Source organism: Kitasatospora sp. NPDC034533 (assembly GCF_055575155.1).
The window spans coordinates 90,135-114,952 of sequence record NZ_JBVITE010000007.1; the positions used below are offsets into that span (position 1 = coordinate 90,135).

23 protein-coding genes and 1 riboswitch are annotated in these 24,818 nt (G+C 74.7%); of the genes, 12 read left to right on the forward strand and 11 right to left on the reverse strand.

What is annotated here, in order from left to right; all coding sequences use genetic code 11:
• Positions 1-196: 196 nt before the first annotated feature.
• From ACZ55U_RS07685 to ACZ55U_RS07700, 4 genes are all read left to right on the forward strand, one after another.
• Entirely contained in the window at positions 197-739 is a 543-nt protein-coding gene (locus tag ACZ55U_RS07685) for a beta-class carbonic anhydrase (protein WP_465523493.1), read from the forward strand.
• Positions 740-1,127: 388 nt separating this feature from the next.
• On the forward strand, positions 1,128-2,051 hold the full coding sequence (locus ACZ55U_RS07690) for an AAA family ATPase (RefSeq protein ID WP_465523697.1): 924 nt from the start codon (positions 1,128-1,130) through the stop codon (positions 2,049-2,051).
• 1 nt (position 2,052) lies between these two features.
• Positions 2,053-3,378 (forward strand): DUF58 domain-containing protein, encoded by a 1,326-nt coding sequence (locus ACZ55U_RS07695; protein WP_465523495.1) that lies wholly within the window; start codon positions 2,053-2,055, stop codon positions 3,376-3,378.
• Positions 3,375-5,804, forward strand: coding sequence for a transglutaminase TgpA family protein (locus tag ACZ55U_RS07700; RefSeq protein WP_465523497.1), 2,430 nt, complete (start codon positions 3,375-3,377; stop codon positions 5,802-5,804). The genes ACZ55U_RS07695 and ACZ55U_RS07700 overlap by 4 nt, the downstream gene beginning before the upstream one ends.
• 85 nt (positions 5,805-5,889) lie before the next feature.
• On the opposite strand, the gene ACZ55U_RS07705 is transcribed toward ACZ55U_RS07700, so the two are convergent.
• From ACZ55U_RS07705 to ACZ55U_RS07715, 3 genes are all read right to left on the reverse strand, one after another.
• Entirely contained in the window at positions 5,890-6,279 is a 390-nt protein-coding gene (locus ACZ55U_RS07705; protein ID WP_465523499.1) for a DUF3040 domain-containing protein, read from the reverse strand.
• A gap of 478 nt (positions 6,280-6,757) precedes the next feature.
• Complete coding sequence (locus tag ACZ55U_RS07710; RefSeq protein WP_465523501.1) at positions 6,758-7,510, reverse strand: methyltransferase domain-containing protein; 753 nt, start codon at positions 7,508-7,510, stop codon at positions 6,758-6,760.
• A gap of 209 nt (positions 7,511-7,719) precedes the next feature.
• Positions 7,720-8,352, reverse strand: a complete 633-nt coding sequence (locus ACZ55U_RS07715) for an SAV_6107 family HEPN domain-containing protein (protein WP_465523503.1) — start codon at positions 8,350-8,352, stop codon at positions 7,720-7,722.
• 572 nt (positions 8,353-8,924) lie between these two features.
• Here ACZ55U_RS07715 and ACZ55U_RS07720 point away from each other — a divergent pair.
• Both ACZ55U_RS07720 and ACZ55U_RS07725 read left to right on the forward strand, forming a co-directional pair.
• A complete protein-coding gene (locus ACZ55U_RS07720) occupies positions 8,925-9,539 on the forward strand; it encodes a DUF4126 domain-containing protein (protein WP_465523505.1) in 615 nt (204 codons plus the stop codon).
• A 10-nt stretch (positions 9,540-9,549) separates the two neighbouring features.
• Positions 9,550-11,043 (forward strand): phytoene desaturase family protein, encoded by a 1,494-nt coding sequence (locus tag ACZ55U_RS07725; RefSeq protein ID WP_465523507.1) that lies wholly within the window; start codon positions 9,550-9,552, stop codon positions 11,041-11,043.
• Between the two features lie 17 nt (positions 11,044-11,060).
• On the opposite strand, the gene ACZ55U_RS07730 is transcribed toward ACZ55U_RS07725, so the two are convergent.
• On the reverse strand, positions 11,061-11,924 hold the full coding sequence (locus ACZ55U_RS07730; protein ID WP_465523509.1) for a hypothetical protein: 864 nt from the start codon (positions 11,922-11,924) through the stop codon (positions 11,061-11,063).
• A 239-nt stretch (positions 11,925-12,163) separates the two neighbouring features.
• Positions 12,164-13,078 (reverse strand): methylenetetrahydrofolate reductase [NAD(P)H], encoded by a 915-nt coding sequence (gene metF / locus ACZ55U_RS07735; protein WP_465523511.1) that lies wholly within the window; start codon positions 13,076-13,078, stop codon positions 12,164-12,166.
• 198 nt (positions 13,079-13,276) lie between these two features.
• Here metF and ACZ55U_RS07740 point away from each other — a divergent pair, with 198 nt between their 5' ends.
• Positions 13,277-14,407 (forward strand): polyprenyl synthetase family protein, encoded by a 1,131-nt coding sequence (locus tag ACZ55U_RS07740; RefSeq protein ID WP_465523513.1) that lies wholly within the window; start codon positions 13,277-13,279, stop codon positions 14,405-14,407.
• Between the two features lie 111 nt (positions 14,408-14,518).
• On the opposite strand, the gene thiE is transcribed toward ACZ55U_RS07740, so the two are convergent.
• The 3 genes from thiE to ACZ55U_RS07755 are packed head-to-tail and all read right to left on the reverse strand — an operon-like array spanning position 14,519 to position 16,776.
• Positions 14,519-15,163 carry a thiamine phosphate synthase gene (thiE, locus tag ACZ55U_RS07745; protein WP_465523515.1) on the reverse strand — a complete coding sequence of 215 codons (645 nt, stop codon included), beginning with the start codon at positions 15,161-15,163 and terminating at the stop codon, positions 14,519-14,521.
• Positions 15,163-15,528, reverse strand: coding sequence for an Rv2175c family DNA-binding protein (locus tag ACZ55U_RS07750; RefSeq protein ID WP_465523516.1), 366 nt, complete (start codon positions 15,526-15,528; stop codon positions 15,163-15,165). The genes thiE and ACZ55U_RS07750 overlap by 1 nt, the downstream gene beginning before the upstream one ends.
• Positions 15,529-15,570: 42 nt before the next feature.
• The gene (locus tag ACZ55U_RS07755; RefSeq protein ID WP_465523518.1) at positions 15,571-16,776 is read right to left on the reverse strand and encodes an NAD(P)/FAD-dependent oxidoreductase; all 1,206 of its coding nucleotides are present in this window, start codon (positions 16,774-16,776) and stop codon (positions 15,571-15,573) included.
• A gap of 635 nt (positions 16,777-17,411) precedes the next feature.
• A riboswitch (TPP riboswitch) is annotated at positions 17,412-17,524 on the forward strand.
• A 3-nt stretch (positions 17,525-17,527) separates the two neighbouring features.
• Here ACZ55U_RS07755 and thiO point away from each other — a divergent pair.
• The 4 genes from thiO (at position 17,528) to pknB (ending at position 21,620) form a co-directional block, all read left to right on the forward strand.
• A complete protein-coding gene (gene thiO, locus ACZ55U_RS07760) occupies positions 17,528-18,703 on the forward strand; it encodes a glycine oxidase ThiO (RefSeq protein ID WP_465523520.1) in 1,176 nt (391 codons plus the stop codon).
• Entirely contained in the window at positions 18,700-18,939 is a 240-nt protein-coding gene (gene thiS, locus ACZ55U_RS07765; protein ID WP_465523522.1) for a sulfur carrier protein ThiS, read from the forward strand. Before thiO ends, thiS begins: the two co-directional genes overlap by 4 nt.
• A gap of 3 nt (positions 18,940-18,942) precedes the next feature.
• Positions 18,943-19,740 carry a thiazole synthase gene (locus tag ACZ55U_RS07770; RefSeq protein WP_465523524.1) on the forward strand — a complete coding sequence of 266 codons (798 nt, stop codon included), beginning with the start codon at positions 18,943-18,945 and terminating at the stop codon, positions 19,738-19,740.
• A 107-nt stretch (positions 19,741-19,847) separates the two neighbouring features.
• A complete protein-coding gene (pknB, locus tag ACZ55U_RS07775; RefSeq protein WP_465523699.1) occupies positions 19,848-21,620 on the forward strand; it encodes a Stk1 family PASTA domain-containing Ser/Thr kinase in 1,773 nt (590 codons plus the stop codon).
• 31 nt (positions 21,621-21,651) lie between these two features.
• Here the strand turns inward: pknB and ACZ55U_RS07780 are convergent, their stop codons facing one another.
• A complete protein-coding gene (locus ACZ55U_RS07780; RefSeq protein WP_465523526.1) occupies positions 21,652-22,281 on the reverse strand; it encodes a sulfite oxidase-like oxidoreductase in 630 nt (209 codons plus the stop codon).
• Positions 22,282-22,493: 212 nt separating this feature from the next.
• On the opposite strand from ACZ55U_RS07780, the gene bfr reads away from it, so the two are divergent.
• On the forward strand, positions 22,494-22,973 hold the full coding sequence (gene bfr / locus ACZ55U_RS07785) for a bacterioferritin (protein WP_465523528.1): 480 nt from the start codon (positions 22,494-22,496) through the stop codon (positions 22,971-22,973).
• Positions 22,974-23,006: 33 nt separating this feature from the next.
• On the opposite strand, the gene ACZ55U_RS07790 is transcribed toward bfr, so the two are convergent.
• Together ACZ55U_RS07790 and ACZ55U_RS07795 are read right to left on the reverse strand one after the other, a co-directional pair.
• The gene (locus ACZ55U_RS07790; protein ID WP_465523530.1) at positions 23,007-23,285 is read right to left on the reverse strand and encodes a (2Fe-2S)-binding protein; all 279 of its coding nucleotides are present in this window, start codon (positions 23,283-23,285) and stop codon (positions 23,007-23,009) included.
• A 161-nt stretch (positions 23,286-23,446) separates the two neighbouring features.
• A complete protein-coding gene (locus ACZ55U_RS07795) occupies positions 23,447-24,796 on the reverse strand; it encodes a class II 3-deoxy-7-phosphoheptulonate synthase (RefSeq protein ID WP_380696168.1) in 1,350 nt (449 codons plus the stop codon).
• Positions 24,797-24,818: the final 22 nt, after the last annotated feature.

Here is a 24,818-nt window from a genome sequence, read left to right on the forward strand (position 1 = left end):
CGTCGGACCGACCGCAGGACGGTACGTGCCGGGGGCCTTCGGCGGCGGGCGCGCGCCCCCTGCCCGCCACCGTGCGGCCCGGGGCGCGACGGCGGGGGCGGACCCCTCCCGTTGTCGTCATGCTCCCGATCCCGGCGCCCTGTTCTGTAGCTCCTCGCTCCACCGCGGGGACCCGATCCCCACTAACGTCGCCACCATGACAGTGACTCCCGACCGGCCCTCGCCGACCGCCGCTGCCGAGCTTCCCAGAGCCTCCGTCATCGACCGTTTCGTCGCGGCCAACCGCGCCTACGCGGTGACCTTCCAGGACGGCGGCATGGACGCCCGCCCGGTGCGGAAGATCGCCGTGGTGGCCTGCATGGACGCCCGCCTGGACCTGTTCGCGGCACTCGGCCTCGAACTCGGCGACGCCCACGTCATCCGCAACGCCGGAGGCGTCGTCACCGACGACACCATCCGCTCCCTGACCATCAGCCAGCGCGCCCTCGGCACCCGGTCGATCGCGCTGATCCACCACACCGGCTGCGGCCTGCTCGGGCTGACCGAGGACTTCCGCCGCGAACTGGAGCTGGAGGTCGGCCAGCGCCCCCAGTGGGCGGTGGAGGCCTTCGTCGACCTGGACGGCGACGTCCGCCAGTCCATGCAGCGCGTCCGCACCTCTCCCTTCCTGCCGCACACCGACGACGTCCGCGGCTTCGTCTTCGACGTCCACACCGGTCTGCTGCGCGAGATCCACTGAGTCCTCCGCCCCCGCCCGGCCCGGCCGACGACGTCCGGGCGTCAGGGCATTCGGACGGGTCCGAATGGTGACTTCTGGTCATCCCTCAGGGGAGAATGCGCCTGCCGGTCGGACCCCGAACCACCTGGGGCGGCCGGGCCGCAGGCCACCCTCCCGGCGCCGGATCCCGACGCGGAACCGTCCCCGGGAAGGCCGCGTCAAGCATGGGGTGGGGTCCGGCCTCGGGACGGGGCGGGCACAGGGTGCCAGGGAGCGTAAACGGGTGACGAGCTACAACGACCAGGCCGAACTCGGCAGTCCTGCGGGGGGCGAGCAGCAGAGGGCGCACCGGTTCCAGCAGGTCGGGCTCCCCGAGCTCGCCGCGGTCGTCGACCGCGTCCGCGCCAACGTGGAGAGCGTGATCGAGGGCAAGCCGGAGGCCGTGCGGATCGCCCTGACCGTCCTGCTCGCCGAGGGCCACCTGCTGCTGGAGGACGTGCCCGGCGTCGGCAAGACCATGCTGGCCAAGGCCCTCGCCCGCTCGCTCGACGCCACCGTGCGCCGCATCCAGTTCACGCCCGACCTGCTGCCCTCGGACGTCACCGGCACCAACATCTACGACCAGCAGCAGCACGACTTCGAGTTCCGCCCGGGCGCGATCTTCGCCCAGGTCGTGGTCGGCGACGAGATCAACCGCGCCTCGCCCAAGACCCAGTCGGCGCTGCTGGAGTCCATGGAGGAGCGCCAGGTCACCATCGACGGCACCAGCTACGAACTGCCCTCGCCGTTCATGGTCGTGGCCACCCAGAACCCGGTCGAGATGGAGGGCACCTACCCGCTGCCGGAGGCCCAGCGCGACCGCTTCATGGCCCGGATCTCGATCGGCTACCCCAGCCCCGAGGCCGAGCTCGCGATGCTGGACGTGCACGCCGGCGCCAGCCCGCTGGAGGACCTCCAGCCGGTCGCGCACGCCTCCGACATCCTCAAGCTGATCGACCTGGTGCGCACCGTCCACATCGCCGACCCGGTCCGCCGCTACGCCGTCGACCTGGTCGGCGCCACCCGCACCAGCCCCGAGCTGCGCCTGGGCGCCTCGCCGCGCGCCACCCTGCACCTGGTCCGGGCCGCCCGCGCCGCCGCCGCGCTGGACGGGCGCGACTACGTCACCCCGGACGACATCCAGCGCCTCGCCGTCCCGGTCCTGGCGCACCGTCTGATGCCGACCGCCGAGACCCAGCTCAGCCGCCGGACCTCCGAGCAGATCGTCGCCGAGCTGGTCGCCCGGCTGCCGCTGCCGCGCCCGCAGGGCGGCCCGGCCGTCCGGAGGGGCTGAGGTGGCCCAGTCCGACTCGGCGTCGGGGCTGCGGGCGGGGTTCCGCGGCCTCACCACCCGGGGGCGCTCCTTCCTCGCCGCCGGGGTCACCGCGGTGGTCTGCTCCTACCTGCTCGACCAGGACGCCCTGCTGCGCGTCGGCGTCCTGCTGGCCGCGCTGCCGCTGGCCGCCGTGGCGGTGGTGGCCAACACCCGCTACCGGGTGGCCAGCGGGCGCCGGCTCAGCCCGCGCCGGGCGATCGCCGGCCAGGAGGCCCGGGTCCACCTGCGGGTCGACAACATCTCCCGGGTGCCCACCGGGGTGCTGCTGCTGGAGGACAAGGTCCCGTACGTGCTCGGGCCGCGCCCGCGGTTCGTCCTGGACCGGGTCGAGCCGCGCGGCCACCGCGAGGTCTCCTACCGGGTCCGCTCCGACCTGCGCGGCCGCTACCCGCTCGGGCCGCTCCAGCTGCGGCTGTCCGACCCGTTCGGGATGTGCGAGGTGGCCCGCGCCTTCACCGCCTCCGACGTCCTCACCGTGGTCCCCCAGGTCCAGGCGCTGCCGGCGGTACGGCTCAGCGGCGAGTGGATCGGCCAGGGCGAGAGCCACAGCCGCACCCTGGCGCTGGCCGGCGACGACGACGTGATCCTGCGCGAGTACCGGCCCGGCGACGACCTGCGCCGGGTGCACTGGCGCTCCACCGCCCGGTACGGGGAACTGATGGTGCGCCGCGAGGAGCAGCCCCAGCAGGCCCGGGCCACCGTCCTGCTGGACACCCGGGAGATCGCCCACCGGGGCAGCGGCCCCGCCTCCTCCTTCGAGTGGGCGATCAGCTGCGCCGCCTCCGTGACCGTGCACCTGCTGGAGCGCGGCTACCAGACCAGGCTGCTCACCGACACCGGCCAGACCGTGCCCGCTCCGGGCGCGGGCAGCAGCCACGGCGCCGCCGCCGACTCCTCCGGGCTGATCCTGGACGCCCTCGCGGTCGCCGACCTGTCCGACGGCGGCACCCTCTCCCGCGCCGAGGACCCGCTGCGCTCCGGCGGCGAAGGCCTGCTGGTCGCCGTCCTCGGCGAGCTGGACGACACCCAGGCCGCCCGGCTGGGCCGGCTGCGCAGCCGCACCGGCGGCGCCGTCGTCTTCCTGCTGGACTCCGGCACCTGGGCCGGCCTGCGGATGCTCGCGCCGGACACCGGCGGCGACGAGTTCCGGGCCCGGGTCCGGCAGCTGCGCGAGTCCGGCTGGACGGTGATCCCGGTGCGCGCCGGGGACTCCCTCCCGGACCTGTGGCGCGCCGCCGACGGCAGGAAGACGACCGCCCCCCACCGAGAAGAGGCCGGCGCGTGACCACCCGGGCGAAACTGACCGTCTACGCGGCGCTGGCCACCGCGCTCGCCTCGCTGTGCATGATGCCGCTGCTCACCACCCGCAGCTGGCTCACCCACGCCCTGCTGGTGATCGCCGTGCTCGCCGCGGTCGGCGCGGGCCTGCGCCGCTCCCCGCTGTACCGCTGGACGGTGCCGGTGGGGCAGCTGCTGGTGCTGCTCCTGCTGATGCTGCTCGGCTTCGCCGGCGCCGGCGGGGTGCTGCCCGGGCCGTCCACGATGCGGGTGCTGAGCCAGGTCTTCGCCGCCGGGGTGGACGACATACAGCAGTACGCCATCCCGGCTCCGCCCACCGCCGGCCTGCGGCTGATCCTGGTCTCCGCGATCGGCCTGATCACCGTCGCCGTGGACACCGTCGCGGTGACCTACCGGCGCTCGGCACTGGCCGGGCTGCCGCTGCTGGCGCTGTACTCGGTCGGCAACGGCCTGGCCGGGGAGCACGGCAGCTGGGTCTGGTTCGCCGTCGCCTCGGCCGGCTACCTGCTGCTGCTGTTCGCCGAGGGCCAGGACCGGATCTCCCGCTGGGGCCGGGTGTTCTACGGCGGCGCGCGCGACTCGGTGGAGTCCGGCCGGGTCAGTCCGGGCGGCCGGCAGGTCGGCGTGCTGGCCCTGGCCGCGGCGCTGCTGCTGCCGGTGGTCCTGCCGCACTGGGACGCCGGGCTGCTGCGTTCCGGCTCCGGCGGGTCGAGCGGCAAGGGCTCCGGCAACGGTCTGACGACCAGCCTGGACCCGCTGGTCAGCCTGGAGGCCGCGATCGTCAAGCCCACCGACGCGGAGCTGCTCACGTACAGCATGGACGGCGACCTGGCCGCGGAGACCTACCTGCGGACCGGCTCGCTCGACCAGTTCGACGGCACCAACTGGAAGCTCGGCAGCACCGCGGTCAACGACCTCCCGGTGTCGCTGCCCAACCCGGAGGGCCTGCACAAGTCCGACTTCCCCCGGATCCAGGGCGACTTCCAGATCAGCGACCAGCTCCAGGGGAGCTGGCTGCCGATGCCCTACCCGGCCACCTCCGTCCAGGTCCCCAACCGCTCCGACTGGAAGATCGACCCGCTCACCCGCACCGTCCTGCCGACCAACGACAAGGCGATCCGCGGCCTGCGCTACCAGGTCGACGCCCTGAACGTGCGGCCCTCCGCCACCGAGCTGCGCGTCGCCGGCGCCGCGCCGCTGGACATCAGGGAGCACTACACCGCCCTCCCGGCCGACCTGCCGCCGGAGGTCGCCGCCCAGGCCAAAAGCCTCACCGCCGGCGCGAACAACGACTTCGACCGGGCCACGGCGCTGGTCAAGTGGTTCACCGGGCCCGACTTCACGTACGACACCGCGGTCAACGGCGGCACCGGCAGCAACGCCATCTCCGTCTTCCTGCGCGACCGCCGGGGCTTCTGCGTGCACTTCGCCTCCACCATGGCGGCCATGGCCCGGACGCTGAAGATCCCGGCCCGGGTGGCCGTCGGCTTCACCCCCGGCGACAGCAAGGGCGGCAACGTCTACTCGGTGACCGGCCGGATGTACCACGCCTGGCCCGAGCTGTACTTCGCGGACTACGGCTGGCTGCGCTTCGAGCCGACCCCGAGCCGCGGCGTCCCGGCCCGCTACGCCGACACGGCGAGCGGCCCGACCGTCGCGCCCACCCAGCACGCGACCTCCGCCCCGCTGACCGCCTCGGCCGCCCCGGCGCCGACCTCCAGCACGGACTGCACCCCCAAGCAGCGCCGGTTGGGCGAGTGCGGCCCCCAGGACAAGGCCGCCGGCCAGGCCGCCGAGAAGTCCTGGCTGCTCTCCGGCCAGGTGCTCGGCACCCTCGCCGTGGTGCTCGGGCTGATCGCGCTGCTGCTCGCCCCGATGTTCTGGCGCGCCGCCGTCCGCCGTCGCCGGCTGGGCGCCGCCGGACGGCGCGGGCCCGGCGGGGGCGGTCCGGCGGAGCTGACGGACGCCCAGGTGCTGGCCGTCTGGGACGAGCTGATCGACTCCGCCTGGGACCTCGGAATTCCCCCGGACGAGTCACGTACGCCGCGCTCGACGGCCCGCCGGATCACCGAGAGGGCGAAGCTGGACGCGGACTCCGCGGCGGCCACCGGCCGGCTCGCGCTGGCCACCGAGCGGGTGCTCTACGCCCCGCCCGGGCAGCTCACCACCGAGCCGCTGGCCGCCGACGTCCGCACCGTGCGGCGCGGGCTGTGGGCGACGGCCAACCGGGCCGGACGGACCAGGGCGCTGCTGCTGCCGCCGTCCTCGGCGCAGCTGTGGTGGCGGATCTCCGACGCGGTGCGGGCGGCCCGCACGGCGGTCTCCGTCGGGCTCGGCCGGGCGGTCGAGGCGGTCCTGGCGCCGGGACGGCGGGTCCTGGGTCGGCGCAAGCGGTCCACGCCGGGGTCCTGAGCCCCTGCGGACAAAGGAGCCGGGGCGGGCAGTCGACCGACTGCCCACCCCGGCTCCTCAGCTGTCCGTCGACCGTCCGCCGGCCTCAGAACCCGCCGGTCTGCTCGTCCCGGCGGCGCTGCCAGCGCTGCTCCACCCGGTCCATCATCCCGGCCTTGCGGCGCGGCGCGGCGGCCGGACGGGCCCCCGCTCCCTGGCCCGCGGGCCCGCGGCGCCAGCCGGTCACGGCGAACACCGCGCACCCGAGCATCACCAGGAAGCCCACCACGCTGACCCAGATCTGGTCCGGCACGACCATGCCGCCCATCAGCAGGCCGATCCCGATCACGAAACCGGCCACGGCCAGGTACACCCGCCGACGGGTGTAGGTGCGCATACCGGATCCCTCGAGCGCCGACGCGAATTTGGGATCTTCGGCATACAGCGCTCGCTCCATCTGGTCGAGCAGTCGCTGCTCGTGCTCCGAGAGCGGCACGGAGTCCTCCTACTCGTCGGTCGCGGGTGCGACCGGTCCGCCCACCCCGGTCGGGGAGGCAAGTCCAATCAGCCGTGGGGCACACGGTCGGACGCCCGTGCGGGGGACCCGGCCCGTGTCGTCCATATGCCCCACGCGTCCGGCTGTCATGCTTTCCGGCTTTACCCAGATCATACGGTCCGTGGGCCCGTTACGGAGTGGTCGGCACCGCGTGGGACGGGCCACTTCGAGCGGGGACGGCCGCACCGGTGTCAACGCGCCACGCCCCGGACAAGTGCCCGATCGGATGGAATCGTCCCGGACCTGGGAAGGTCTGCCTCCGCACGGGGCGGGACGGGCCGGGAACGCCCGGGAAACGGCCGCGGGAACGGCCGGGGAACCGCCCCTCCGCCGGAGCGCGAACCGCCGCCGTACGGCGTGCGCGACCGTGCGGCGGCGGCCTGGTGCGTGCGGGGGCGCGCGGGGCCGGTGGGGCGCCTCAGACCAGGGTGGCCAGCAGGTGCAGCTGGGTCGCCACGGCGTGGAAGGCGGGCTGCGCGGCGGCGGCCTCCTCCAGCTTCAGCAGCGCCTCCATCGCACCCGGCTCGGTGTCCACCAGGACGCCGGGGACGAGGTCCGCGAAGACCCGTACGCCGTGCACCGACTCCACCCGCAGACCGGCGGTCTCGGCCAGCCGGCCCAGTTCCTCGCCGGTGAAGCGGCGCGGCATCGGGTCCTGCTCGCCCCAGCGGCCGTCGGCGGCGGAGAGCACCGTGCGGGCCTCGTTGAAGTGGCCGGCCAGCGCGCGGGCCAGCACGGCGCCGTTGCGGTTGGCCGCCAGCAGGCTGACCAGGCCGCCCCGGCGCAGGGTGCCGGCCAGGCTGCCGAGCGCCTCGGCCGGGTCGTCCACGACCTCCAGCACGCCGTGGCAGAACACCGCGTCCACGCTGCCGGGGGCGATCAGCTCGGGCAGGGTCTGGGTGTCGCCCTGGACGGCGCGCACCAGTTCCGTCACCCCGGCCTCGGCGGCCCGGCGCTCCAGGGCGAACAGCGCGTCCGGGCTCGGGTCGACCACGGTGACGCGGTGGCCGAGCTTGGCCACCGGCACGGCGAAGTTCCCGGTGCCACCGCCGGTGTCGACCACGTCGAGCACCGGCCGGTCCAGCTCGGCCGCCCGCTTCTCCAGGGCCGCCCGGACCACCTCCCACACCACGGCGGTACGCAGGGCACTGCGGGGACGCGTCGGGTACAAGGTGGGGCTCCTTGGCACGTGCAGATCGATCAGGATGCCTCCACCTTAGGGCGTGCCTGACAACTCGCGTCGGATCGGGGTGCGGCGTCGGGGTGCGTGCATCGCAAGGCGGAGGTGGGGGTACCTCCCGGCCGCCAGGCTGGGGGCCATGGGCAACCGACGACAACGCGGCGAGGTGCGTGCCCCGACGCCGCACCCGGCGAGAATTGTCAGACACGCCCTCGCTGGGGCCTGCCCTGCGGATGCCCACCGGACAGGCCCCGGGCCGGGCCGGTCGGGGCGCCGCCCGCGCCCGGCCGCTCGGCGCCGTCCGGCGGCAGCCGGGGCGCCGGCGGGGCGGCGTGCAGGCCGAGCAGCCGCTCGACCAGGCGCAGGAAGAGCGCCGTGTTGCGGATCAGGTCGTCGGCGTCGCGGGCTGAGGCGGCATCCCGGATCCCGGCCTCGGCGGCGGCCCGGCGGCGGGCGCCGGCGCCGTAGTAGAGCGCCCACTCGGCGAGCTCCGGGGCCACCTCGGGCAGCACCTCCCAGGCGCTGCGGATGGCCTTGCGGCGGCGCGGGTTCTTCTCCGGGCGGCCGCGCACGGCCAGGACCGCCGCCACCGTGCGCAGCGCCGCCAGGTGGGCGGCGGCGTAGCGCTCCAGCGGGTCCTCCAGGGCCCGGGCCCGGGCGAGGGTGCGGTGGGCGTCGGCGAGCAGGTCGAGGGCGGCCGGCGGCGCGGCGACCCGGCGCAGCACGGGGTGGACGTCCGCCCCGGCGGATCGGACGGCGGCCGGACCGGGCGGGGGTGGCGGGACGGCGGAGTGGAGGCGGGCGGTGACGGGCTCAGGACGGCTGACGGTCATGGTCTCCCCCGTTCCGAGGCAGCGCGCGGACAGGGTGGTCCGTGCCCTGCCATCGTGAACGCCGCCACTGACAATCCGGCCCGTGGGCCGCCGCCGGGCCGGAGCCGGGACACGGCGTAGCGGCGGCGGGCGCGGTCCCTCCCCCGGTTCCGCGCCGCCGCCGTGTGCCGTCGCTCCGCTGACCCCCACACGGTCGGCGGTGGCGAACTGCCCCCGTGGCCGGTCTCCCCCCGGCCCGCTCCGCCGCCCCGTGCCGGCGGTGCGGGGACCGTGACCAGCCCCGTGGCGGTCCGTCCACCGCCTCCTGCCGCCTGCGCGGCCGGAAGACGGACGGGATCCGCCGCCCGGGGGCCCGGCGCGTCTAGCGCCGCCCTCCCGGGTGCCACCACTCTCCCGTCCGCGCAGGTCGGCGGCCATCCGCTGGGGTACTCAACCGTGGATCTGAGTATCCGTACTCAGGAGGCCGCCCCCGGCTCCCGGAACCGGCGGGCGCCGCCCCGGCGTCCCGGGTGCCGGTACGGTACGGCGGCGGGGCCGGGGCGGCGCCCGCCGGACGAGGAGGGGACGACGCGATGACGGTCCTGCCGCTGATCTTCACCAGCGGACTGGCCAGTGGCATCAACGCCTACGCGGTGGTGCTGCTGCTCGGCCTGCTGGGCAGGTTCGCCGACGCGGACTCGGTGCCGCAGGCGCTGGAGCGCACGGACGTGCTGGTGGCGGCGGCGGTGCTGTTCGCGCTGGAGGCGGTGGCCGACAAGATCCCGTACGTGGACAGCCTCTGGGACGTCGTGCACACGGTGATCCGGCCGATCGCCGGGGCCACCGTCGGCGTGCTGATCGCGAGCCACGACCCGGGCTCGCTGAGCGAGGTCGCGGCGGGTGCGACGGGCGGCACCTCGGCGCTGGTCAGCCACCTGGTGAAGTCCTCGCTGCGGATGGCCGTCAACACCTCCCCCGAGCCGTTCAGCAACATCGTGGTCAGCATGGCCGAGGACCTCTCGGTGGCCGGCCTGGTCACACTGGCGATCTTCCACCCCTGGCTGGCCGCCTCGGTCGCCGCCGTGGTCCTGGCCGCCGGTCTGCTGCTGGTCTGGCTGGCGGTCAGCAGGATCCGCGCCTTCCGGGCCCGCCGCCGCGAGCGCCGGGCCGCCCGGGCGGCGGCAGGGGGCGCGCAGGGCGGGTCTTAGGATCGGGGCCATGGCAAAGATCGTCGTCATCGGCGCAGGAATGAGCGGGCTCGCGGCGGCCTCCCGGCTGGCGACCCTCGGCCACCGGGTGACGGTCTGCGAGGCGAGCGGCACGTACGGGGGCATGGTCGGCCGCTACGAGCGCGACGGCTTCGCCTTCGACACCGGGCCCGGCCTGCTCTCCCTCCCGGCCGTCTACCGCGACCTCGCGCTGAAGACCGGCAAGGAGCCGCTGGAGCAGCTGGTCGAGCTGGCCCCGGTCGACCCGGAGAGCCGGCACCTGTTCCCCGACGGCACCGCCGTGACCCTGCCCAACGCCTCCCGCGGCGGCGTCAGCCAGGCCCTGGACGCGGCCTTCGGCGCCGGGGCGGGCGCCCGCTGGAGCGAGGTGATGAACCACGGCCGGACGGTCTGGGAGGCCACCCGCCGCCCGCTGCTGGAGGAGCCGCTCCCGGCCGACCCGGAGCCGTTGCGCACCGACCCGTACCCCGTCCCGCCGCGCACCGGCCTGGCCCGGCTGCGCCGCCCCCGCCCGTGGACCCTCGACGACGTGGCCCGGCGGCAGCTCGGCGGCCACCCGGGCCTGACGGCCCTGCTGGGCGAGCCCGCGCTGCGGTACGGCCTGCTGCCGGGCCAGGCGCCGGCCGGGGCCACCGTGCTGCCGTACATGGAGCAGTCCTTCGGCGTCTGGTACGTCCGGGGCGGGCTGCGCGCCCTGGCGGACGCGGTGTACCGGCGCTGCGAGCTGCGCGAGGTCGAGTTCCGCTTCGGCACCCCGGTCACCCGGGTGGTCGTGGCGGACGGCCGGGCGGCCGGGGTCGAGACGGCGGACGGCCGGATCGACGCGGACCTGGTGGTCTCGGCGATGGACACCGCCGCGCTGTTCCGCCACGGCATCGCCGAGTGGCCGGGGCTGCCGGCCGAGGAGTGGGAGCCGTTCGAGGTGCCCGGCCGGTTCAGCGTGCTGCTCGCGCTGCGCGGGCCCCGGCCCGAGGGCACCGCGCACCGGACGGTGGTGCACGCGGCCGACCCGGCCGCCGAGGAGAACGCCCTCACCCTGTCCCAGCCGCCCTGCGAGCGCCCCACCGTGCAGGTGCTCCGCCCGGACGACCCGGCGCTGCGGCCCGACGACGCCCACGAGAGCGTGGTGCTGACGGCGACCGTCCCGGCGCAGGAGGAGGACGTCGACTGGACGGCCCCCGGTTTCGCCGACCGCTACGCCGACCGGTTGCTCGCCCACGTCGACGCGGCCGGCCTGGGTCTGCGCGAGCGGGTGCTCTGGCGGGTCGTGCGCACCCCGGAGGACACCCGCCGGGAGACCGGCGCGCTGTTCGGCTCGGTCGCCCGCCCGGTGCTCGCCGGTTCGTACGCGGGGCTGCACGCCGCCAACGAGTCCCCCGTCCCCGGCCTCTACCTGATCGGCGGCAACGCCCACCCGGGCGGCGGCCTGGCCCGCGTCGGCATGTCGGCCTGCGTCACGGCCGGGCTGATCGGCCCGGCGTAGGGCCCGGAGCGGCCCGGTCAGCCCTGGTGCCAGGTGTTGTTCTGCTGCTGGTAGCCGTAGGTCTCGTCGTACACCGGCTGCTGCGGGATGCCCTGGATGTGCTGCTCGGGGTGCGGCTGCGGCTGCCACTGCTGCTGTTGCTGTTGCTGTTGCTGCTGGACGTTCGGGTCCCAGGCCTGCGGCTGCTGCTGGTAGCCCGCGTACGGGTCCTGCTGCTGGTAGCCGCCGTACGGGTCCTGCTGTTGCTGGGGGTAGCCGCCGTAGGCCTGCTGGTCGTAGGCGTAGGCGGGCTGCTGCTGGGTCTGCCACTGCTGCTGGTCGTAGCCGGCCTGGTAGGCGGTGGCGTACGGGTCCTGGGGCTGCTGCTGGACCTGCGGCTGTTCGTAGTACCCGGGGGCGTAGACGCCGTCCTGGGCGAGTTCCCGCATCTCGAAGGCGGCGGTCTGCTCCACCTCCGGCACCTCGTCGGGCACCGGCGCCGCGGGGGCCGGGGTCTCCTCGACGGCGCTGACCTCGCCGACCCGCTCCTCGGCGACCGCGACGGCCGCCACGGCGGCGGTGCCGCCGGTGAGGGCGCCGAGCAGCGGCACCTTGGCGAGCGGACCGGGGAGGCTGCCGTCGGGCTTCCGCAGCGACCAGCCGGTCTGGTGGCCGCGCTTGACGGAGAGGGTGACGAAGGTCTGGCCGACCGCGAACAGCGCGGCGCCGGCCCCGATCACCACGACCGACCCGACGGCCATCCCGGCGGCCACGCCCAGGAAGCCCGCCAGGGCCAGGACCCGCCAGTGCAGCGGCGCCCGGTTCTGCAGCAGCACCTCCGCGAGCAGCCAGAGCGCCACCACCGCCAACGCGGCGCACAGCAGCAGGTATCCGATGCCCATCCGCCCGCTACCTCCAGTCGCGTGCCCGCGCGTCCACGCCGCGCGTGTGCCGCGACTGTACCGGTTCAACGGCCCGGGTACCGCATCGCGTTCCCGCCGCCCTCGAACACCGGCCGCACACGACCGAGCCCGCCACCGCCGGTACGGTGACGGGCTCGTGAACACCCGGCGTACGTGCCGGGGAGACGCCCGCGCACCGGCCCGGCGGACCCCCGCCCGGGCCGGTCGCCGGCCGCCCCTCAGCGCTGGTGCAGCCCCAGGTTCTGGTAGATCTCCAGCGTCGCCGTCGAGTGGTTCAGCGTGATGAAGTGCAGACCGGGCGCGCCCTCGGCGAGCAGCCGTTCGGACATCGCCGTGGCGTGCTCCATGCCGACGGCCCGCAGCGCCGCCGGGTCGTCGATGGCCGCCCGCAGGCGGGCCTCCAGGTCGGCGGGGAAGGCCGAGCCGCTGAGCTGCGGGAAGCGCTCCAGCTGCTTGGCGTTGGTGACCGGCATGATCTCCGGGATGATCGGCGCCTCGCAGCCGGCGGCGACCACCCGGTCGCGCAGCCGCAGGTAGTCGTCCACCTCGAAGAACATCTGGGTGATCGCGTAGTCGGCCCCGGAGCGGATCTTCGCCACGAAGTGCCGGATGTCCTCGTCCCAGTCGGTCGAGCGCGGGTGCATGTTGGGCGAGGCCGCGACGCCGACGCAGAAGTCGCCGATGCCCTTGATCAGCTCCACCAGCTCGTACGCGTAGGTGACGCCCTCCGGGTGCTTGACCCACTCGCCCATCGGGTCGCCGGGCGGGTCGCCGCGGACCGCGAGGACGTTGCGCACGCCCTGGTCGGCGTACTGGCCGATGATGTTGCGCAGCTCCGCGACCGAGTGGTCCACCGCGGTGAGGTGGGCGACCGGGGTCAGCGTGGTCTCGGTGGCGATCCGGCCGACCATGTTGACGGTGCGCTCGCGCGAGGAGCCGCCCGCGCCGTACGTCATGCAGACGAAGTTGGGGTCGAGCGGTTCGAGCCGGCGGATGGCGTCCCAGAGCCTCTGCTCGCCGACCTCGGTGCGCGGCGGCATGAACTCGAAGGAGAAGGAGCGCTTGCCGGCCGCCAGGAGTTCGCGCACGGTGAGTGCGCGATCCGTTCTCGTCGAAGCGATGCCGAGTGCCATGTTGGCAGGCTATCCGGCCCGCGGAAGGGCCGGGTGGCGGATTCCACCTGTCGAGACAACTGATGGACGGTCTTCCGGTACGTCCCGGCTGCGCGTTCCCGCCGCTCCCGCCGCACCCCCGGCAGCGCTTCTCGCACACCCGTTCCCCGCCTCCCCGCTACGCTTGCTGCACCCCAGACCAACCAGCGGAGCCCCATCGTGACCTCGCCCAGCGCCCGGCCTGCCCATCCCAGTGCGGTCAACCCCATCGACGCGGAGGACGTCCGCACCCGCGTCAACACCGCGCTCGCCGCGTTCATGGACGGCCAGTCCGTGCTGCTCGGCAAGATCTCGCCCCAGCTGGTCCCCGCCGCCGACGCGCTGCGCGACTTCCTGCTGGACGGCGGCAAGCGGCTGCGCCCGGCCTTCTGCTACTGGGGCTGGCGCGGTGCCGGCGGCCCGGCCGGGGGCGCCACCGGCGAGGCGATCGCCAACGCGGCCGCCGCCCTGGAGTTGCTCCAGGCCAGCGCCCTGGTGCACGACGACCTGATGGACCGCAGCGACACCCGCCGCGGCCTGCCCTCGGTCCACCGCCGCTTCGAGGCGCTGCACCGGGACAGCGGCTGGCGCGGCGACCGCGAGCAGTACGGCGCCTCGGCCGCGGTGCTGCTCGGCGACCTGCTGCTGATCTGGTGCGACGAGCTGTTCCTGCGCTCCGGCCTGGAGCCGGCCGCCGTCCTGGCCGCCAAGCCGGTGTTCGACCTGATGCGCACCGAGGTCATGGTCGGCCAGTACCTGGACGTGCTGGAACCGGTGGCCGGCGACTCGACCGACGAGGGCGCGCTGGAGCGGGCGCGGACCGTACTGCACTACAAGTCCGCGAAGTACACCATCGAGCGGCCGCTCCAGGTGGGTGCGCTGCTGGCCGGCGCCGGGCCGGAGCTGGTCGAGGCGTACGGGGCGTTCGGGCTGCCGCTGGGCGAGGCCTTCCAGCTGCGCGACGACCTGCTCGGCGTCTTCGGGGACCCGGCCGTCACCGGCAAGCCGGCCGGGGACGACCTGCGCGAGGGCAAGCGCACCCTGCTGGTCGCGCACGCGATGCGGGGCCTGCCGGCCGCCGACGCCCGGTACCTGGACGAGCGGCTCGGCGCGCCGGACCTGGGGGCCGAGGAGGTCACCGGGCTGCGCGAGCTGGTCGCCCGCAGCGGCGCGCCCGAGCTGGTGGAGCAGCGGATCGAGGAGCTGATGCGGGACTCGCTGGCCGCGCTGGAGGCGGCGCCGCTCGCCGACGGGCGGGCCCGCGCGGTGCTGCTGGCGCTGGCCGAGGCCGCCACCGTCCGCAAGTACTGACGGACGGCGGCGGCCCCGGCCGGGCGGTCGGACCGGGGCGGCCACCCGGGTGGTCAGACCCTCGTGGCCGGACCCGGGATGGCCGGACCCCGGGTGGTCAGGCCGCGGTGGTCAGGCCGCGCGCACCCGGCGGGACAGCTCGGCGGCGGCCGCCCGCGGGTCCTCCGCCGCGGTGATGGCCCGCACCACGACGACCCGGCGGGCACCGGCGGCCAGCACCTCGTCCAGGTTGCCGAGGTCGATCCCGCCGATCGCGAACCACGGCCGGTCGGTGTCCTGCTTCGCCGCGTACGACACCAGGCCGAGGCCCGGCGCCGGGCGGCCCGGCTTGGTCGGCGTCGGCCAGACCGGGCCGGTGCAGAAGTAGTCCACCCCGGGCTCGGCGATCGCCGCGTCCACCTCGGACTCGGCGTGGCAGGACCGGCCGATCAGCACGTCCTCGCCGAGGATCGCCCGGGCGGCCGACACCGGCAGGTCGTCCTGGCCGAGGTGCAGCACGTCCGGCCGGGCCGCGTGGGCGACGTCGGCGCGGTCGTTGACGGCCAGCAGCTTGCCGTGCCGGCGGCAGGCGTCGGCGAAGACCTCCAGGGCCTCCAGCTCCTGCCTGGCCTCCAGGCCCTTGTCGCGCAGCTGGACGATGTCCACCCCGCCGGCCAACGCCGCGTCCAGGAACTCGGCGAGGTCGCCCCGCTCACGACGGGCGTCGGTGCACAGGTAGAGCCGGGCGTCGGCGAGCCCGGCCCGGGGGCCGGTCATCACAGCGCCATGGCCTGGGCGCGGCGCTTGACCTCGGTGGCCCGGTTCTCCCACAGGGCCTGCACCGGGGTGCCGGGCAGCGACTCGTCCTCGGTGAACATCCATTCGAGGATCTCCTCGTCGGAGAAGCCGCTGTCCCGCAGCACGGTCAGCAGGCCGACCAGGTGCTTGACCGGGCCGGCCTCGTCGATGAAGGCGGCGGGGACCTGAAGGGACTTGTTGGGGCCGCGGCGGACGGCGATCAGGTCACCCTTCTTGACCATGTTGCGGACCTCGGTGACCAGCACACCCCACCGTTCGGAGATGTCGGGCAGGTACAGCCACTCGGGGACCAGGGCGTCAGTCTTGGCATCGATCTCACTCACGGCACCAGACTGCCACCTCCACGCCCCGGCGCGCACACGCCCCTACGCCACGGCCGCCTTCAGCGCCACGGAGGGGTCGGCCGCGCGGGCCCGGTCCAGCGCGGTGCCGACCTCGATCAGCTTCCGCCCCTGGGCGAGGTCGCGCGGGCGGTCCACGGTCAGCAGCGCGCTCGGCACCCCGTCGCGCAGCCAGAGCACCGACCAGGCGGCCCCCCCGGGGCCGCCGCGCCACAGCAGTTCGTCGCCCTCGGCGTGCCGTCCGGCGTACTGGACCATCCGCCCGAACTGCTCCGACCAGAAGTACGGCACCGGGTCGTAGGCCGGCGCGTCCGCGCCCAGGAGGGAGGCGGCCACCGCCTCCCCGGACTTCAGGGCGTGGTCCCAGTGCTGGACGGCCAGCCGGCCGCCGGCCCGGGCCGAGGGGTAGCTGACGCAGTCGCCGGCCGCCAGGACCCCGGGCACGGAGGTGCGCAGCCGCCCGTCCACGACCACCGCGCCGGTCGCGTCCAGCTCGACCCCGGAGCCGGCCAGCCAGCCGGTGGCGGGCCGGGCTCCGATGCCGACCACCACCTCGTCGGCGGGCAGGTGCGAGCCGTCCGCCAGCAGCACCGCACCGGGCTCGACGGCGGCCACGCCGACGCCGCAGCGCAGCTCGACCCCGGCCTCGGCGTACCAGGCGGCCATCGCCGAACCGAGTTCGGTCGGCAGCGCGCCGGGCAGCGGCGCCGGGCCGGCCTCGACCACCGTCACCTCGCAGCCCGCCGCGCGGGCCGCGGTGGACACCTCGGCGCCGATCCAGCCCGCGCCGACCAGCACCAGCCGAAGCCCGGGGCGCAGCAGCTCGCGCAGTGCCAGGGCGTCGTCCACGGTGTGCAGCAGGTGCGCCCGCTCGGCGCCGGGCAGGGCGCGCGGGACGGCGCCGGTGGCGATCACCAGCGAGCCGTACGGGAGGTCGCCGCCGTCGGTGTGCAGCACGCCGGGGGTGAGTCCGGTGGCGCGGCGGCCGGTGAGCAGCTCGATGCCGAGCTCCTGGTAGTCGATGCCCAGGGTGGTGGAGTCGGCCTTGCCGAGCAGCACGTCCTTGGAGAGCGGCGGCCGGTCGTAGGGCGCGTGCGGCTCCTCCCCGACCAGCGTGATCCGCCCCTCCCAGCCGCCCTGGCGCAGCCTGAGGGCGCACTGGGCCCCGGCCAGCCCGGCTCCGACAACGACCACCTGATCCGTCCCGCTCAGCTCTGCCACGCCCGTCACTGTACTCAGCGGCCCGCGGCCGCCCCAGAGGCCCGCGCCCCCTGCCCACCCCTACTTCCGGCCTACGTCCGCGGCGGGGCGCGGGGACCGGCCTCCGGCCTCGGGGGCAGGGGCCCGGGCAGGGAACGAGCCCGCGACCAGGGCCGGGGCGCGGGGGCGGGCCTCCGGCGGGGCGGGCGCCGGGCCGGATGACGGGGCCCGGCGCGGCTCCCGGGCAGGGCAGGGACCCAGGCAGGGAACGGGCCCGCAACCAGGGCCGGGGCGCGGGGCAGTCCAACCGGCCGGGGCCGGATGACGGGGCCGGCGCGCTCCCGGGCGGGGCAGGGGCCCGGGCAGGGAACGAGCCCGCGACCAGGGCCGGGGCGCGGGGCAGTCCAACCGGCCGGGGCCGGATGACGGGCCCGGCGCGCTCCCGGGCGGGGCAGGGGCCCGGGCAGGGAACGAGCCCGCAACCGCGCCCGGGCAGTCCTCCGGCCGGGGGCGGGCCAGGGGCCTGGCGATGGGCCCGACGCGGTCCCGGGCGGAACGCGGGACGGCGGGGCAGGGGCCCGGGCCGCGGGCCTCCGGCCGGGGCCGTCTCGCCCGTCCACCCTTCGTACGGGCCTTCGGCCGGGCCGCTCCCCGGCGTTAAGGTGGGATGACCACACGGGAGCCCGGCGTACCGGGCTGAGAGGCGGGCTGGCACGGCCCGCGACCGTCCGAACCTGATCCGGGTCATACCGGCGAAGGGAGAAGAGCAACTTTGTCACGCATGGCCCCAGGCACCCGTGCCGACGTGCTGGTGATCGGCGGGGGCATCATCGGCCTCGCCGTCGCCTGGCGCGCCGCCCAGCGCGGAGTACGGCGCGTGGTCGTGGTCGACCCCACCCCCGGTGGCGGCGCCGCCCGGGTCGCGGCCGGGATGCTCGCCCCGGTCACCGAGCTCCAGTACGGCGAGGAGCCGCTGCTGCGCCTCGGGATGGCCTCCAACGAGCGGTACGCGGCCTTCGCCGTCGAGCTCACCGAGGCGAGCGGCGGCGCGGACACCGGCTACCGCCGGTGCGGCACCCTCGCCGTCGCGCTGGACTCCGACGACCGCGAGGAACTGCGCGAACTGCACGCCTTCCACCAGCGGCTCGGTCTGGACTCGACCTGGCTGACCGGCCGGGAGGCCCGCAAGCTGGAGCCGATGCTCGCCCCCGGCGTGCGCGGCGGACTGCACGTCTCGAACGACCACCAGGTGGACGGCCGCCGGCTGCTCACCGCCCTGCTCGCCGCCTGCGAGCGCGCGGGCGTCACCGTCCACCGCGCCGAGGCCGTCGAGCTGCTGGTCGAGGACGGCCGAGCCGCCGGCGCCCGGCTGAGCACCTCGGAGACCGTCACCGCCGACCGGGTCGTCCTCGCGGCCGGCCCGCACAGCCACCGGCTGCCCGGCCTGCCCGAGGGGGTGCTGCCCGCGATCCGCCCGGTGAAGGGGCAGGTGCTGCGGCTGCGCGTCCCGAAGGCCTACCGGCCGTTCCTCTCCCGCAACGTCCGGGCCGTGGTCCGCGGCCGGCACCTGTACCTGGTGCCGCGCGAGAACGGCGAGCTGGTCGTCGGCGCGACCACCGAGGAGCAGGGCTACGACACCACCGTCACCGCCGGCGGGGTGTACGAACTCCTGCGCGACGCCCACGAGTTGGTCCCTGGGATCACCGAGATCCCGCTGCTGGAGACCTCGGCCGGGCTGCGCCCCGGCTCTCCGGACAACGCCCCGCTGCTGGGCCCGACCTCACTGCCCGGGCTGGTCGCCGCCACCGGCCACTACCGCAACGGCGTGCTGCTCACCCCGGTGACCGCGGACCTGGTCTCCGAGTACCTCGCCACCGGCGAAGTCCCCGAGCCGGCAAGGCCGTTCACGCCGCTGCGCTTCTCCTCCGACCGCTCCACGACGAAGGCCTCCGCATGACCGAGACCGCCCGGACCGAGACCGCCTCGGCCGAGATCGCCCTGACCGTCAACGGCGAACCCCGCCGGGTGCCCGCCACGACCACGCTCGCCGAGCTGGTGGCCACCGTCAGCGCCGCCCCCACCGGCGTCGCCGCCGCCCTCAACGAGGCCGTGGTGCCCCGCAGTTCGTGGTCCGCGACGGCGCTGGGCGCCGGCGACCGGATCGAGATCCTCACCGCCGTCCAGGGAGGCTGAACCATGGCCGACGACCTGCTCACCATCGCCGGGACGACCTTCTCCTCCCGGCTGATCATGGGCACCGGCGGCGCCCCCAGCCTGGAGGTCCTGGAGCGCGCGCTGCTCGCCTCCGGCACCGAGCTGACCACCGTCGCGATGCGCCGGGTCGACGCCTCCACCCAGGGCTCCGTACTGGACGTGCTGACCCGCAACGGCATCCGCGTGCTGCCCAACACGGCCGGCTGCTTCACCGCGGGCGAGGCCGTGCTGACCGCCCGGCTGGCCCGCGAGGCGCTCGGCACCGACTGGGTGAAGCTGGAGGTGATAGCCGACGAGCGCACCCTGCTGCCGGACCCGATCGAGCTGCTGGACGCCGCCGAGACCCTGGTCGACGACGGCTTCACCGTGCTGCCGTACACCAACGACGACCCGGTGCTGGCGCGCAAGCTGGAGGACGTCGGCTGTGCGGCCATCATGCCGCTGGGCTCGCCGATCGGTTCGGGCCTGGGCATCCGCAACCCCCACAACTTCCAGCTGATCGTGGAGGCCGCGGGCGTCCCGGTGGTGCTGGACGCGGGCGCCGGCACCGCCTCCGACGTCGCGCTGGCGATGGAGCTGGGCTGCTCCGCGGTGATGCTGGCCTCCGCGGTGACCCGCGCTCAGGACCCGGTGCTGATGGCCGAGGCGATGCGGCACGCGGCCGAGGCGGGCCGGCTCGCCCACCGGGCCGGGCGCATCCCGCGCCGCTTCCACGCCGAGGCGTCCTCCGCGATGGCCGGCCGCGCCGACCTGGACACCCGGGAGCACCCGGCCTTCTGAGGCCCGCCCGTGGGCCCCGGCGTGTCACAAGCCGGGCACAGCCGGGCCCGGAGGCGGTGTCCTCCGGGCCCGGCCCGCCGCTCCGCCACTAGACTCGCCGGGTGGACATGGCATTGCACGACCCCCTGATCGGCACCCTGCTCGACAACCGGTACCGGGTCGAGCAGCGCATCGCGACCGGCGGGATGTCCACCGTCTACAAGGGCACCGACACCCGCCTGGACCGGGTGGTCGCCCTCAAGGTGATGCACCCCTCGCTGGCCGGCGACGAGGGCTTCACCGCCCGTTTCATCCGCGAGGCCAAGGCCGTCGCCAAGCTCACCCACCCCAACGTGGTCAACGTCTTCGACCAGGGCGCGGACGGCGGCCGCGTCTTCCTCGCCATGGAGTACGTGCCCGGCCGCACCCTGCGCGACCTGCTGCGCGACCGGGGCGCGCTCTCCGTCCGGGCCGCGCTGGACGTCCTGGAGCCGGTGCTCGCCGCGCTCGGCGCCGCCCACCGGGCTGGGCTGGTGCACCGCGACGTCAAGCCGGAGAACGTGCTGATCACCGAGGGCGGCCTGGTGAAGGTCGCCGACTTCGGCCTGGTCCGGGTGCTCGGCGCCGCCGACGGCGCCCCCACCTCGACCACCACCGCCACCGGCGGCACGGTCCTGGGCACCGTCTCCTACCTGGCCCCCGAGCAGATCCTCCCGGACGCCCCCACCGACCAGCGGGTGGACGTCTACGCGTCCGGCATCCTGCTGTACGAGATGCTCACCGGCCACCGCCCGCACACCGGCGACAACCCCGTCCAGGTCATGTACAAGCACCTGCACGAGGACGTCCCGGCGCCCTCGCTGGTCGCCCCCGCCGTCGGCCCGGCCCTGGACGCGATCGTGGCCGGCGCCTGCGCCCGGTCCGCCGACGCCCGCCCGTACGACGCGGTCGAGCTGCTCGCCGCCCTCCAGCGGGTCCGCCGCACCCTCACCCCGGCCGAGCTGGACGCCGAGCCGCCCGCCTCCACCCGGCCCAGCCCTCGCTACCCGACCAGCGAGCCGACCTCGGTGATCCAGCCGCGGCCCGCCGACGCCCCGCCGACGGAGCGCACCAGCGTGCTGGACATGCCGGCCGAGCTGATGGACCAGCTGCTCACCGAGCCGCGCCCGTACGACGAGCCGGCCCCGGTGCGCCCCCGCCGACCGGGCCTGCTGCGCCGCCTCCCCCGCAAGCCGCTGATCTGGACGGCCGCGGCGACCGCCCTGGTGCTGGCGATCGGCGGCGTCACCTACGGGATCTCCGAGGGGCTGTACGGTTCGGTGCCCAGCGTGCTCGGCGCGGACCGGGCGCAGGCGCAGCGGGTGCTGGACAAGGAGGGCCTGCACGGGAGGTTCGTCGAGGCGTTCAGCGAGTCCGTCCCGGCCGGGCAGGTGATCTCCACCGATCCCGGGGTGGGCGCGCGCACCCGCAAGAGCGACAGCGTGACCGTCACCGTCTCCAAGGGCCCCAAGCGGATCGCGGTGCCGGACCTGGCCGGCAAGAGCGCCGCCGACGCCGCCGCGGCGCTCACCGGCGCCCAGCTGATCAAGGGCACCGTGACCGAGACCTACGACGACACGGTGCCCGAGGGCTCGGTGATCAGCAGCTCGCCCGCCGCCGGGCAGCTGTTGCAGGAGAACAGCGCGGTCTCGCTGGTGGTCAGCAAGGGCATGGTGCCGGTCCCGAACGTCACCGGGATGAGCAAGGACGAGGCGCAGAAGGCGCTCCAGGCGGCGGGCTTCACCATGCAGACCAGCGGCTGGGACGTGTTCGGCGCGGTCACCTCGTCCGGCCAGTCGCCGGCGGCGGGCGAGCGGCGGCCGCAGCGCAGCGTGGTGACGGTGAAGTTCTCGCTGTTCTAGGAGTTCTCGCCGTTCCGGCCGGCGGCGGGCGTCAGCGCAGCGGCCCGTCGCCGGGCTCCTCCTGGTAGGAGTAGCGCTGTTCGCGCCAGGGGTCGGCGAGGTTGTGGTAGCCGCGCTCCTCCCAGAAGCCGCGCCGGTCGGCCCGCATGTACTCCACCGCGCGCACCCACTTGGGGCCCTTCCAGGCGTAGAGCCGGGGCACCACCAGCCGGACCGGGAAGCCGTGCTCGGCGGTCAGCGCCTCGCCGTTGCGGTGGGTGGCGAGCAGGGTGTGGGGGTCGGCGAAGTCGGCGAGCCGCAGGTTGGCGCTGTAGCCGTACTCGGCCCAGACCATGACGTGGGTGACGCCGGGTGCCGGGGGGACGAGGTCGAGCACGGTGGCGGCCGGCACGCCCGTCCACTCGTTGCCGAGCACGGAGAACTTGGTCACGCAGTGCAGGTCCGCGACGACGGTGGTGCGCGGCAGGGCGTTGAAGGCCTCGAAGTCCCAGCTGTGCTTCTCCGCCGAGGCGGTGGCGCCGAACACCTGGAGGTCCCAGGTCAGGGGCTTGAAGCGGGGCACCGGCCCGTAGTGCAGGGCGGGCCAGCCGCGCTGCGCGCGCTGGCCCGGGGGGAGCCTCGGGTCAGACGACGGAAGCGGTTCGTGTTTCGACTGACCCATGGATCCATGGTGACAGACGGCGGGCGGGCCACGGTGCGCGCCCCTTCGCGCGGATTCGCGCCCACCCAAATCGGATATTCCGACACATGTCCTAGTGAGTGTGAACTTACTGGAATTTCCGCCCGAAGCGGTGCCAGGATGCCCAGACGCAGGACCCCCAACGCAGGACCCGACGCAGGACCCACGGCCGGACGAGTGCAGGAGGCATCACCATGCAGGGCGATCCCGAGGTCATCGAGTTCCTCAACGAGCAGCTCACCGCCGAGCTGACCGCGATCAACCAGTACTTCCTGCACGCCAAGATGCAGGAGAACCTCGGCTGGACGAAGCTCGCCAAGTACACCCGGCACGAGTCCTTCGACGAGATGAAGCACGCCGAGACCCTCACCGATCGGATCCTGTTCCTGGACGGGCTGCCCAACTACCAGCGGCTCTTCCACGTCCGGGTCGGCCAGACGGTCAAGGAGATGTTCGAGGCGGACCGCCAGATCGAGGTCGAGGCGATCGACCGGCTGAAGCGCGGGATCGTGGTGATGCGGGCCAAGAACGACGTCACCTCGGCGAACATCTTCGAGGACATCCTGGCCGACGAGGAGCACCACATCGACTACCTCGACACCCAGCTGGAGCTGCTGGAGAAGCTCGGCGAGGCGCTCTACCTGGCCCAGGTCATCGAGCAGCCGGACTCCTGAGGGGCCCGGCATCCCGGGGCCACGGCCCAGGGCTCAGGCCGCCCGCAGCGGGACCACCGGAGCGGCCCCCGCGGCCGGGGCCTGCCGGACCGGGACCTCCGGGTCCGCGAGGCCGAGCTTCGCGGCCAGCCGGGCGGTCGGGCAGGGCCGGGCGCCGTGCTCGCCGAGCATCGCCTGGATCCGGCGCACGCAGGACCCGCAGTCGGTGCCGGCCTTGCAGCCCTTGGCGATCTGGCGCGGGGTGCTGGCACCGCCGTCGATCTCCCGCTTCACCTGGTCCTCGGTGACCGCATGGCACACGCACACGTACATCGCGGACTCTCCCGGGGGTGAAGCGGAGTGGATCTTGACTAAGGCTTGCCTTAGTTCACTAAGCCTCACCTTACCCGGCGATCCGGGCACGAAGAAGCCCCTCCGGGTTCGGGAATCCCGAATCCGGAGGGGCCTTCGTCACATCCGGTGCGCGCCGGGGCTCACTGCCCCCGGTACATCTCCGCCACCAGGAACGCCAGGTCCAGCGACTGGCTGCGGTTGAGCCGCGGGTCGCAGGCCGTCTCGTAGCGCTGGTGGAGGTCGTCCACCAGGACCTCGTCGCCGCCGCCGACGCACTCGGTGACGTCGTCGCCGGTCAGCTCCACGTGGATGCCGCCCGGGTGGGTGCCGAGCGCGCGGTGCACCTCGAAGAAGCCCTTGACCTCGTCCAGGACGTCGTCGAAGCGGCGGGTCTTGTGCCCGCTGGAGGCCTCGAAGGTGTTGCCGTGCATCGGGTCGCAGATCCACACCGGCTTGGCGCCGGAGGCGGTGACCTTCTCCACCAGGGTGGGCAGGTGGTCGCGGATCTTACCCGCGCCCATCCGGGTGATGAAGGTCAGGCGGCCGGGCTCGCGCTCCGGGTCCAGCTTCTCGATCAGGGCGAGCGCGTCGTCCACCGAGGTGGTCGGGCCGAGCTTGACGCCGATCGGGTTGCGGATCTTCGAGGCGAACTCGATGTGCGCGTGGTCCAGCTGCCGGGTGCGCTCACCGATCCACACCATGTGGCCGGAGACGTCGTACAGCTCGCCGGTGCGCGAGTCCACGCGGGTCAGCGCGGTCTCGTAGTCGAGCACCAGCGCCTCGTGCGAGGAGAAGAACTCGACGGCCTTGAACTCCTCCGGCTCCACGCCGCAGGCGCTCATGAACGCCAGGGCGTTGTCGATCTCCCGGGCGAGCTGCTCGTAGCGCTGGCCGGCCGGCGAGTTGCGGACGAAGTCCTGGTTCCAGGCGTGCACCTGGCGCAGGTCCGCGTAACCACCGGTGGTGAAGGCGCGCACCAGGTTGAGCGTCGCGGCGGACGCGTTGTACATCCGCTTCAGGCGCTCCGGGTCCGGGATGCGGGACTCGGGGGTGAACTCGAAGCCGTTGACCGAGTCGCCCCGGTAGACCGGCAGGGTCACGCCGTCGCGGGTCTCGGTCGACTTGGAGCGTGGCTTGGAGTACTGGCCGGCGATGCGGCCGACCTTCACCACCGGCACCGAGGCCGCGTACGTCAGCACGGCGGCCATCTGGAGCAGCGTCTTCAGCTTGTTGCGGATGTGCTCCGCCGAGACACCGTCGAACGCCTCGGCACAGTCACCGCCCTGGAGGAGGAAGGCCTCCCCGCGTGCCACGGCACCGAGCCGGGCGCGCAGCTGGTCGCACTCGCCGGCGAAGACGAGCGGGGGATAGGACGCGAGCTCGGCAAGGGTCTTGCGCAGAGCCTCTTGGTCCGGCCATTCAGGCTGCTGCGCCGCGGGCAGGGACTGCCAGGAGTGGGCAGCCCTCGATGTCTCAGTCGTAGCGGTCACATCGCCAAGGCTACGGGGTGAC

Coding starts and splice junctions, on each gene's coding strand:
- ACZ55U_RS07685 (WP_465523493.1), top strand. CDS start 197: ATGACAGTGACTCCCGACCGGCCCTCGCCGACCGCCGCTGCCGAGCTT.
- ACZ55U_RS07715 (WP_465523503.1), bottom strand. CDS start 8,352: ATGACCGTCAGCCGTCCTGAGCCCGTCACCGCCCGCCTCCACTCCGCC.
- ACZ55U_RS07720 (WP_465523505.1), top strand. CDS start 8,925: ATGACGGTCCTGCCGCTGATCTTCACCAGCGGACTGGCCAGTGGCATC.
- ACZ55U_RS07725 (WP_465523507.1), top strand. CDS start 9,550: ATGGCAAAGATCGTCGTCATCGGCGCAGGAATGAGCGGGCTCGCGGCG.
- ACZ55U_RS07730 (WP_465523509.1), bottom strand. CDS start 11,924: ATGGGCATCGGATACCTGCTGCTGTGCGCCGCGTTGGCGGTGGTGGCG.
- metF (WP_465523511.1), bottom strand. CDS start 13,078: ATGGCACTCGGCATCGCTTCGACGAGAACGGATCGCGCACTCACCGTG.
- thiE (WP_465523515.1), bottom strand. CDS start 15,163: ATGACCGGCCCCCGGGCCGGGCTCGCCGACGCCCGGCTCTACCTGTGC.
- thiO (WP_465523520.1), top strand. CDS start 17,528: ATGGCCCCAGGCACCCGTGCCGACGTGCTGGTGATCGGCGGGGGCATC.
- thiS (WP_465523522.1), top strand. CDS start 18,700: ATGACCGAGACCGCCCGGACCGAGACCGCCTCGGCCGAGATCGCCCTG.
- ACZ55U_RS07770 (WP_465523524.1), top strand. CDS start 18,943: ATGGCCGACGACCTGCTCACCATCGCCGGGACGACCTTCTCCTCCCGG.
- pknB (WP_465523699.1), top strand. CDS start 19,848: ATGGCATTGCACGACCCCCTGATCGGCACCCTGCTCGACAACCGGTAC.
- ACZ55U_RS07780 (WP_465523526.1), bottom strand. CDS start 22,281: ATGGGTCAGTCGAAACACGAACCGCTTCCGTCGTCTGACCCGAGGCTC.
- bfr (WP_465523528.1), top strand. CDS start 22,494: ATGCAGGGCGATCCCGAGGTCATCGAGTTCCTCAACGAGCAGCTCACC.
- ACZ55U_RS07790 (WP_465523530.1), bottom strand. CDS start 23,285: ATGTACGTGTGCGTGTGCCATGCGGTCACCGAGGACCAGGTGAAGCGG.